9 protein-coding genes are annotated in these 10,892 nt (G+C 37.8%); all 9 read right to left on the reverse strand.

What is annotated here, in order from left to right; genetic code table 11:
* Nucleotides 1-1,700 (reverse strand): DUF8437 domain-containing protein (locus tag GN105_RS13045; RefSeq protein ID WP_505622647.1); only part of this gene is annotated, 1,700 nt, incomplete at its 3' end.
* A complete protein-coding gene (locus GN105_RS13050) occupies nt 1,607-2,707 on the reverse strand; it encodes an N-6 DNA methylase (protein ID WP_227977436.1) in 1,101 nt (366 codons plus the stop codon). The genes GN105_RS13050 and GN105_RS13045, both read right to left, overlap by 94 nt.
* Nucleotides 2,694-3,137 (reverse strand): DUF1896 domain-containing protein, encoded by a 444-nt coding sequence (locus GN105_RS12550; protein WP_155285731.1) that lies wholly within the window; start codon nt 3,135-3,137, stop codon nt 2,694-2,696. The genes GN105_RS13050 and GN105_RS12550 overlap by 14 nt, the downstream gene beginning before the upstream one ends.
* Before the next feature lie 85 nt (nt 3,138-3,222).
* Nucleotides 3,223-3,990 carry a type IV toxin-antitoxin system AbiEi family antitoxin domain-containing protein gene (locus GN105_RS12555; protein WP_155285732.1) on the reverse strand — a complete coding sequence of 256 codons (768 nt, stop codon included), beginning with the start codon at nt 3,988-3,990 and terminating at the stop codon, nt 3,223-3,225.
* 220 nt (nt 3,991-4,210) lie between these two features.
* Nucleotides 4,211-6,295, reverse strand: a complete 2,085-nt coding sequence (locus GN105_RS12560) for a type IA DNA topoisomerase (RefSeq protein WP_155285733.1) — start codon at nt 6,293-6,295, stop codon at nt 4,211-4,213.
* Nucleotides 6,296-6,363: 68 nt separating this feature from the next.
* Nucleotides 6,364-7,836, reverse strand: a complete 1,473-nt coding sequence (locus GN105_RS12565; protein ID WP_155285734.1) for a DUF3945 domain-containing protein — start codon at nt 7,834-7,836, stop codon at nt 6,364-6,366.
* A gap of 52 nt (nt 7,837-7,888) precedes the next feature.
* Complete coding sequence (locus tag GN105_RS12570) at nt 7,889-8,227, reverse strand: helix-turn-helix domain-containing protein (RefSeq protein WP_041992683.1); 339 nt, start codon at nt 8,225-8,227, stop codon at nt 7,889-7,891.
* Between the two features lie 139 nt (nt 8,228-8,366).
* Nucleotides 8,367-10,493 (reverse strand): toprim domain-containing protein, encoded by a 2,127-nt coding sequence (locus tag GN105_RS12575; protein ID WP_155285735.1) that lies wholly within the window; start codon nt 10,491-10,493, stop codon nt 8,367-8,369.
* Entirely contained in the window at nt 10,465-10,803 is a 339-nt protein-coding gene (locus GN105_RS12580; protein ID WP_155285736.1) for a helix-turn-helix domain-containing protein, read from the reverse strand. The genes GN105_RS12575 and GN105_RS12580 overlap by 29 nt, the downstream gene beginning before the upstream one ends.
* Nucleotides 10,804-10,892: the final 89 nt, after the last annotated feature.

Below are 10,892 nucleotides of genomic sequence, written 5' to 3' on the forward strand. Positions count from 1 at the left end.
AGTGCGTGTTTAAAAAGAGCAATCCCATCGTACGTTCTACTATCGGATTTAACGGCATATTTTTCCCAAATATGCATATTTTTTTGCCTACATTCCACTGAAAAATCATCGGTTTGAGACGAATAATCCACGTGGACATTTGTGTCAAATAGATGGGAAGCAAAATCGCTATAAATGTTTGAGTCAATCCAACGTTCACCCAAATTAAAGTCCAATTCTTCAAAGGGAATGGGAGTAGGAACCGCTTTTTGTAAGGATTCCAACGAATGGATTACTTCCGGATTATTTGTAAGTTGCGGGGTTTTACTTAAAAAGTTGTTTAGCGTATCAATTTTGGCAATGACATTGCCTGAAAGCCATTTTTGTCCGATTTCGTAGGTGTTTTCTAAAGGATTAAAAAAGAGTTTCCCTCGTAAGGTGTCTTTGAGCTCTTGGGTGGATTGTCCGGTAATATTCTCTAAAAATGAAAAATCTACTTTTCCCAACTGACTCAAACAAGCTGATAATCCTTCTTCGGGGGATAGATTTTCAATGGGTTTTGTTGAAAAAGCTACGGGTTTTGCAAAAATATCCGCTTTTTTGTACACGCCATTACGTGCTTGTTCCAAATAGGGGATTTCTGCTCCCGAGCTATCGGTTTTGATGAGTTTTATGTTTTCAGCCGTGTTAAGATGCCCGTATCTTTTTACAAAGGCATCATACAGCGTATTTAAAATCTCTCGCTCTTTATCGTGTGGTTCATACGTGGTGGCTTCTTTGTGATACAATTCCAAATAGGCATCACGAAGAGCAATATATTCCATCATTTTTCGTCTTTCCAACGAAGCCATTTGCAAAGGTACAAAAGTAGCTTTTTGAGTCTTTGGAGAAGCCTCTTTTAGGTAACCGATAGTCTGCCGCTGTACCACCAAAGTATCTTCTTTAAAATGAGATAAAAAAGCTCCTGTAAAAGGTTCAGGGTCCTCCACTAAGGTTTCCACCAATTCGTGTGATGCTTTTTCTTGAGAAGTGTTTTTGAATTCTGTTTGATACGAAAATGAAAACAAATCCAATTTTTTTGGAGTGGTGTTTTTAGGCGTCTTTTTCCTTTTAGCAGATTTTTTAGATGAGGATTTTTGGGAAGATGACACACTAACAGAAGCTGTTTCGGAAACCAAAAGGTTGGGAGTAGACGCATTTTTAGCAGTCTGTTTTTCATCGGGTAAAAAATCGAATAAGCTGAGTTGTGTACCCTGACCCTGTGCTAGTTGTGTTTGTTCAAAGGAAAAAATAGTTTCTTTGGGAGGCAATGCCTCCTCAAAGGAAAGGGAATTCATTTTTGATTCATACACAATCGGTTCAGAAACAGCGGACGTATCAATGTCAGAAGTACTTTCCTGTTGATTTATTTTACTTGCTATTTCTATGTAAGTAGCTTGTTCAATTGCTGTTTTTTCAATTCTTTCGCTTTTTTCACTTTTTTTGATGTGTTCTATCCCTTCTAAATTTTCTATTCTCTCTAATCTTTCTAATTCTCCTAATCCCCCTAAACCTTCTATTTCTGCTATTTTTTCTATCCTTTCTTGTTTCTGATAATAGTTTTGAAAATCCCTTGATAACTGTGTTTTTATATCCGTTGCGTACCTTTTACTCCCTGCTCGTGGACATAAACCATAGCAGGGTGTCCGTATAGGTTGGTACCGAATTTTTCTTCTGTACAAATGATTCGGGATTTGTCTAAAAATAATTGGTTTTGAGCGATTGAATATGGATTATTTTCCGAAGAACTCACTAAAAATTGCTGTTCGATGGGGGATAATTCACCTCTTTGGGTGTCTTTTTGTAACACAATCAAATCACTTCCTGCCTCTGTCCCTGCATAATCACTGAACAGATTGTTGGGCAACCGAAGTGCCGATACCAATCGAGCGTTGGAGAGCATTTCTCGGCGAATGATTTCATTTTGACTACTGTCCAAAATGCCCTGAGAGGTAATAAAAGCCAATATACCTCCCTCTTTTAACATATCCAATCCTTTTAAAAAGAAGTAGGTATGCACCCTACGTGCAGCTTGTACCTTAGCAGGATTTTTACTACGAGAGTACGACAAATCAAAAACAGCAGTATCCGAAAAAGGAATGTTGCTACTGACAAGGTCGAATTCTTTTTCATTATGCGGTTCTATTTGCTCAAATCCTTCAATATGTACTTTTTGGTTAGGGTATAAATGCGATAAAACTTTTCCTGTTAAAATATCTTTTTCAAAAGCCGTTACCGATACATTTGGATATTGATGCTGAAAAGAAGCCATAAAATTGCCCACCCCTGCCGAAGGGTCTAATAATTTTGTGGGGCTGATATTGTTTTCTTTCAACACCCAAGCAAGGGAATCTATAATTTCCAAAGGGGTGTAAAAAGCAGTGAGTACCGAATTTTTAAGACTTTGCTCGTATTGTCGGTATTGTCTTTCATCGATACTATTCTCACTGATAAGTTGCCATAGGGCCTGTGTATATTCAAAATGAGGCAAGTCTGAGGCAGACCAATATTTTTTGTCCACAGCCTCTTTGGCGGGATTTAAAATGAATTTAAGCCCACCAAACCCTGTGTATTTTTGCAAAATTTCTCGCTCCTCTGTGGTAGCAACTCGCTTTTCTCTTTCCAAGGCAAAAGCAACCTCCAAAGCTCGAATATTGCGACCCAAATGCAACTTTTTAAGATATGCCATTTTCTTCTATCCAAATTTGAATAGCTCCTGTGAGTTCCGTGTAAAGATGCCCATAATCCTGTGTTTGTTCAAAATCTTCAGTAAGGTCACACTTTTGAAAGAAAGGCACCAATTCTTCAAACATTTTTAAGGCAAAAGGGAATAACTCCTCTTCGGAAAGCTCCCCTTGAAACTCTCTACAAAGTACCTCAAAAACCATTGAAAAAGGTGAAAAGTGTAAGCCTTCCATTAGCACTTTATTGGCTATTTCGTTACATTGGGGAATCGCCAATCCTGATTCAAAAGCCTGTTGATAGCTATGAGCGGCCAAGTCGCTTCGTTCTTTGATAAAAGTCGTATTATTTATCAAGTTAGGAAAACTTGTTTTTAAAACTTCTCTGAGTCGTAATTCGTAATACGACAAACTTGGTTGTACTTTTTGATGATTCATACTTTTTTGATTTTTGTGTTTTTATTATTCTTTTATTTTTTATTTTTTTATGTAACCTTGTACATTTTCATATTCTGCCTATTTTTTATTTTGGCACGGTGATATGGTAAGTTGTATCCAACCGTCCGTTTTTGATAATCACTCGGTTACCACTGCCCAAATACACCTTAGAAAGGTGTAAGTTTTCCAACCAAGTCGGTTGGTATTGACTTACAAGCCATAAAAACAAACGTTTTATTTTCACATTGACACATTTTTCTAATAGTAGTTGCCATTTTTCCATCGATGATACATTCATTTGCTGACATATAGTAACCGCTTGCTTAAATGATTGCTCATCGGATACGTGTAATAAAAATTCCAAAAAAGCTTTTTCTTTACACGAGATTCGAAGCGGTTGCAACTCTTCCCTCCAAGTGTACAAGGTCGTAAGCATTGCTGTTGTTGCCGCGTCAAATTCATCGTACACAGCCCTTGACGAATATTTCGTAAAACGATGTAGTACCCCTATGGTTTTTAGCCAACTCGGTAAAGTAGTTTCTCCATAGAGTTGCACAGGAATTACCTCATAACAAGGCAAATACTCATCTTGTAGTTGCAAAGCATTTATTCCCCCAACCACTAAATCGGTTTGCATATAATGTTGCAGAGCATATACCATCGCCTGCCAACTATGTAAAAACATTCCCCGTACATAATACCCCTTATGAACACTTTTTAAATACTCACTTTTAACCAAATTATCAATAGCGTGTTTTTGCAAGTGTAAGGTATTTTCAAGCCATTTGCGTGATACTACAATTCCTTCCGGAAGTACTTTTTCTAATAACCTTCGTCTGTTTTTATCCAACATTTCAATTTACAATAATCATAATATAACGGCGATAATCACCGACATTACAAATGTAATTACATTTTGTGGATTCTGCAAATCCATTTTAGTGAAAATCCATTCAACGACCTATAAATCCGTGTATACCACCGTGAAAATCATTTCTTGGTACACTTTGATTTTGTTGTTTTTTTTCACCTTTTTTGATTTTTATTACTTGTTATTTGTTACTTGACACTTGTTATTTGGATTTTTTCTTAGGAAACTCAAAAGAGGTTTCTGCGTTTTCATTAAGTATAAGATAAGCATCAAAGGTTTTTCCCGTTTTGCTTTTCATTGCTTTAATAAGCGGACTTTTTCGGGTTTCAAGCAAGGTTTTTAAGGTTTGCTCGTCGATATTTTTTCCGCATACATTTCTGAAAAATGTCCAATTACAATGCTCATCAGGGCATTTTACCACTTTTTCAAAAATTTTCAAGGTTTGTTGTTGGCATTTGGGGCAACATAGTTGCAAATGCTTTTTCTGTGGAATAGTGAGTTTCAGCAAGGCTTGTGTCAAATCTTGGGTATAGCTTTTCATCGCCTGTAAAAATTCCGTTGGCGACTTTTCGCCTTGTTCTATTTTTTGTAAATCTTCTTCCCATTGTCCCGTTAGGGTAACATTGGCAATATCATCTTCTTTGACCCAATGGTACACTTGTAGTCCTTTTTCGGTGGGAATAAGGGATTTTTGTTTACGCACTACATAGCCTCGTTTTAAGAGCGTTTCAATGATAGCGGCTCGTGTAGCAGGGGTTCCTATGCCTGAGCCTTGTAGGAGTTGGCGTTGCTGCTTGCTTTCCAAATCTCTTCCTGCTGTTTCCATTGCCGACAAAAGTCCTGCTTCGGTGTAAAGCACGGGAGGTTGGGTGGTTTTAGATAAAATTTCAACGGATTTTATCTTTAATGTACTCCCTTTTGGTAAGGACGGCAGTGCTTCACAAATGTCAGCTTCGTCCTTGTTAGAGTCAGATAAAAAACCATTGATTGCCCGCCAACCCATTTGTATAATTCGTGTGTTCCTGAGTGTAAAACGTGTATGACACACCTCCAATGAAACCTTTTGAACTTCCTTAACACAAGGTTCACTCACGGCTTCTAAAAGTCGGGAGGCAATCATCTTGTAAATGGTATGTTCTTTGGCAGAAAGATTCGTAGGAAAACGCTCTGTGATTAAAAGTCCGTGATGGTCGGTTACTTTTAGGTCATTGACCATTCGTTTGTTAAGTGCCGTAATCTTAACGGTTTGGGCACTTTTTGAAAAAAGGTCGCTTTCTTGCAGTAATCGGATAAGTGCCGGAATTTCTGCCCATACATCTTCTGAAATGTATTTGCTTCCCGTTCGGGGATAAGTAATGTATTTCTGCTCGTACAAGCCTTGTGCAACTTGTAGGGTTTCATCGGCTGAAAAACCATATTTCTTATTGACTTCTTTTTGTAAACCCGTTAAATCATATAGCAAAGGTGACTGTTCTTTGAGAGTTTCATTTTCTACCATAACCACTTCGGCAACAGGATTTTTCATTATCTGCCTTTGTAGTGTTTCCGCTTCTTTTTTATCTGTGATAGCATCGGAAAAACTAAAAAAATCAGTGTGTTCCTTTTGATGTTTGAGTTTAAGCTCAAAGAAAGGCTTTTTGGTAAAGTTCGTATGCTCCAAATAGCGTTTACAGACCATTGCTAGTGTAGGAGTTTGTACTCTTCCTAATGAATACACTCCTTCACCCACAGCGATGCTTAGGGCTTGGGTGGCATTAATACCCACTAACCAATCCGCTTCACTGCGTTTTTGAGCTGCCTGATACAATAGATCAAAATCACTACCGGGTTTTAATTGTGTAAATCCCATTTTGATAGCTTTTTCTGTCAGAGAACTTATCCATAATCGCTCAAAGGGTTTTTGGCAGTTCAGATAGTGATAAATATACCGAAAAATAAGTTCGCCCTCACGCCCTGCATCGGTAGCTACAATGATGGCATCACATTGCTTGAATAATTTTTCAATGACTTTAAGTTGTTTAAGTGCCATAGGATCGGCTTTGTATCCTTTTTCGGTCAGAATTTGTTTGGGAACTAATACAAAAGGCTCAGGCAGTATGGGCAAATGTTCTCTTTGAAACCCTTGACAACCATATTCTTCCGGGAGTGCTAACTGTACCAAATGTCCCAACGCCCAAGTAACGACATAGCCGTTCCCTTCTTGATAGCCTTCATTCTTTTGGGCAGCTCCTAATACAGAAGCAATTTCTCTGCCTACACTGGGTTTTTCTGCAATGATTAGTTTCATAACTTTTTGGTTTTTTTTTGCTGTAAGCCATAAGCCTTAGGCATATAGCTTACAGCCTATGACTTTTTCTACATTTTACGTCCTTTGGATTTGGTGTTTTTCTGTGTCGGAGCGGTTTCCTGCTTTGGTGCTTTTTGTGTTTTTTCGCTCGTTTGTTTTTGTTCCTTTTTAGGAGTTTGTAAATCATTCGAAATGTCCTTTTTATCAGGATTTTTAAAACTCATTTCTACCTTTCCTTTTTCTTCATTAAAGGTAAAATACCCGTTATATACCTTTCCGTTTTTGCTTTTTAATCCTTCCAAGTATACGGGTTTCCCTTCGGAGAGTTGTTGGTGTTGCTCCTGCGAAAGCTGTACTCCACGAATTTCTTTGGGAGCTTCGGTAAGCTTTTGTGATTGAGTAGCTTTTTGAGAAAGATTTTCTTCAAACAAAAATTCTACATAGCGTTTATCGGCATTGAACTGTACATTGGCATTAAAAGATTCACCTTTTTTGGATTGCATTCCCTCTAAAAAGAGTGGTTTTCCCTCCTTTAAGGTCTGTTTTTGTTCTTCACTGAGTTTTATCCCCTTAATTTCATCAGGAATCTTAATAAATTCCGTACGGAGGGCGATCAATTCATTGGTGAGTCTGTCCACACTGATAACGGAAGGGATTTTTTCTCCTGTTTTCGTGTTGGTCAGTTCCACCACACGTCCCATATTGCCCGTAGTCAGTAGGTTTTTCTTATCTTCATCAGAAAATTCGTGTCCGAAAAACGGGTATTGCAATTGCGGTTCTTTGCGTATGCCGTGAATAGCTGCTACAACCTTTCCTTCGCTATTTTGTTGCAACGATAAACGAGCGTCAAAACGTGTTACGGCACTGCCCAAATTAAAGCTTACAGGAACAAGTTCATTGGTTTTGAACCCTTTAAGTAGAGGCTCCAACAAATTGCGTTTTTCCAAAGACTCTTTACTGATTCCTAAATTGTTAAGAGTTTCCCAATCTACATCTTCTATCTTGTATTTGGTTTCATTCTGTTGCTCTGAATTTTCATTAGAAGGTGTTTGAGCAGGTTGCACATTTTCTTGTTTTACCTCTTTTTGAGGCTCTTGAACGGGAGTGTTTGTCGTTTCCATTGTCGTATGTTTTTGTTGTTGATTTTTTTCGCTTATTCCTTGTGTATATTGAGTGGGAGACACTTCATATTTCTTTAAATATGCTTTTCCTTTTTCACTGAGATGGGTTAAGTGATTTTGTAGTTTTTCGATGGTATCCAACGATTTTTCTATTGGAATTTTAAAGAATGTAAATCGGGTCGGATTTTTGCTCTGTCGCAGAAAATTGCTAAAAAAATTGGACAATATATTGCCGTGGGCATCTACCCGCATAAAGTCCTCTTGATGCGTTTTGTCGGGAGGAACGGTTTGTAACGCTCCCTTATTATCTAGTCCTTTAACGGCTTTGAGCTGTTTTTCTTCCTTGTCGAAAATCAGCAACATATCCGAAAGTTCTTCCTGCACGGGAATATTACCTTGTGATTGTAATGTCGTTTCCATTGCTCTTTGTATTTGATTTTAAAGCAAAAGTATTCCCGTGTTCCGACCCGTTTTATACGCTGTCTTTCTTTGGAAGTGTGTTTCTTTTTTTGGCTTTAAGAGCTGATACGGGTACGCTGAAATGTGCTCGAATAAATTGATGTACATCCGATAGTTTGTAATAAATTTTTCCCGAAATGGTATAATACGGCAGTTTACCATCCGAGCGGTAGCGTTGTAGTGACCTTGCCGAAATCTTAAAGGTCAGCATTAAATCCTGATTGTCCAACAATTCCTCTCCATCAAGCATATTTTTGCGACTTTGCGTTTTTGCAAGAGTTTCTTCGAGCAAATCAAAACGGTCAATAAGCCGCTGCATCCAAGCGATAAATTCGGTTCTTTCGATATTCATTTTCCGTATGTTTTTAGGTTCGTTAAATACTGATTTTTAAATTTATAAATCTCTAAATTCCTAATTTCCTATTCATTCTATTCCTACTAATTTCCTCTCCATTTTTATCCTTCAACACATTCTATCTTTACTATCCTCCCTATGTCTCTAACAATGTTTTGAGGGGTTTTCCCATTTCCAATACCTCAGGATTTTCTGCCGTGTGTATTAAAATTTCCTTTTCTTTTAGATTGCGAATATAGATCTTGGCTGTTCGCTGTGTAACTCCTGTGATTTCCTGTATTTCTTTACATAAATCCGAAAAATGCCACGATGTTTTTTTCTTGAACAAAGGCGATATAAGTGTAGCCAAAGCCATCGTTTTATCCTTATTTTCAATACTTTTTTTTCGCTCTCCGCAATAGCGATGCATTCCCAAGGTCTCATCCCACTGAAAAAGTATTTCAGGGGTTTTTGAAAGATCTCCACTACGTACTTTTAGAGGTCGTACAACCGATATGGTTCCATTATTATCCTTTTCAATAGACAAAACCGCTGAGGCTTTGCGTTGCAGTTCCGATCCCAAATGTCCACGAATTTTAAGCCCACTCGGGGTAAGATGTAACACACAAACCATACAAGTTTGATACATTCCTGCCAAAGCATACAACTCTTCGATAATTTCGGTGCTTTCGATTTCATTATTCACAGCACCAATTAAATCCGCAATGCCGTCAATAACCACTAAATGAATTCCTTTGTACTGAAAACTAAAAAACTCCAAACTCTTGCGAATAAGCTCCCATCGTTCTTTACGAGGAATTTGAGTCAAGCAATAGGCTTTCAATTCAGGAGGCATCACGGTGTGTTGAGCTCGTTTGAGTAACTTTTCAATGTTTTGATACAATTGATCTTGGGATTGTTCCGTATCAAAAAACAACACCACCTTTCCTTTGGGACAGGGTTTTACTTGTGTACCCAAAGTGTCTATTTTTGTGATCTTAGATAGCGTTAAAGTTCCTGCTAAAAGTGCACTTACAAAATGACTCTTCCCCGTACCTTCACCTCCGGTAATACCCAATAAACTGCTTTGTACTCCAATGGGAATGGCGTTAATGCTGATAAGTACCTCTTGTTTGGGAGGTGGATTTTTCCAATCAATTTCACAGCTTTTTAATAATGAGAGGGTCGATTGAAAATCATTCTCAATCAATTGTCGAAACAATTGTCGAAAATCTTGGGCAGAAAATCCTTGTTGAAAATAGTCTGAAATATCCTTGTCTTTTTTACTCCCTGAAAGAGGTAAGGTAAGCGACAACACACCAAATTCTTTTAGGCGTTCTTGCTGTTGTTGCGAAGCTTTTCTGCCCGTTTCATCTGCGTCAAACAACAATACTATATACCGAAAGCGTGGCTTTAATATCTTAATGGTTTCTTTGCGAATATGAGTGGTTTCACTATTAAAACAAATCGCTGAAAATCCGTGTGATACAAGACTCAATACATCTTTTTCTCCCGAAGTGATAAACAGTACATCTCCCTGTAAAGGCAACTTTTCCAATCCAAAACAGTAATCAGTTACATTACCTCCATACAAAAACCGAATCTTTGAAAACGGACGATACACTTTTATGCTATTTGGTGACACATACCCGAACATCGGTTCGCTTTGTGAAGAATGCAAGGTGTATGGTTTCCCTTTTTTGTTGATGCTTGAAAAACGTTGCATAGCAACCACCTCGTATTTTTGCAAAAGGGAATGTGTTATACCCGATTTTGACCAAAAAGCCAGCTCTTGTTCAGTGAATGCCTTTGAAATAAATTCATAAGGAGTTTGGGCTCTTTCTGTATCCGAAATGTCTTCATTATTCTCATTGTTTTTGCCATTTTCAATTTCGTTAGTTTTTTCAGTGTTTTCGATAGGTTCAACAGAAGATACATTCCGCTTTGATGAGGCTTTTAAAACACGTGTTTTTTCTTCCAAACCCAAGCTCATATCACGGTTGATTATCTTTAAGATTTCTATAAAGTTCGAGGCGTTTCGACAATCCAACCCGTGTAAATAGCCCACCAAGAAAAAACAATCACCACTAAATGACTCGTCTCCAAAATCTTTCATCTTGTAAGTGTCCGAACGCTTGTCTTTGTAGATATTGCAAGAAGCATTTTTATCATCATACAACGGATTTTTAAAATTTTTCCCTACCTGCCAATTACCTTGCAAATAATAACGAAATACCTCCAAACCTCCATCGGTGCTATTTAAAATGTCTTGCTTTTTCAACATAACTTTTGGCTTTTTCGGTGAGCTCTTGTACATAAACATCGGTAGATTTTACCACGTTGGCATCCAACAATTTTTGAATACTCCCCAAAGTGTAAAAATACTGACCATAAATTTTGGAATAGGTGATTTCACCATTCTTACGCATCCGCCAAAGTGTTTTTTCACTCAAATGTAAATACTGACAGACCTCGTGTTGATTCAGCCACAATTCGTCCCAATGCGAAGTGTCTTTTTCTATGTGTTTACGAATGCTTTGTAATTGCTCCAAAATAGCTTTCCAAGCCGATTCTTCCAATGTGATTAGATTCATTGTCGTGTAGTTTGATTTTACAGAGGCAAAGTTCAGATACATCAAGAGAAGATTTCGCCAAGTACAACCCATTGATTAGTGCATTTTAA

Source organism: Capnocytophaga felis (genome assembly GCF_009684755.1).
Lineage (GTDB): Bacteria > Bacteroidota > Bacteroidia > Flavobacteriales > Flavobacteriaceae > Capnocytophaga > Capnocytophaga felis.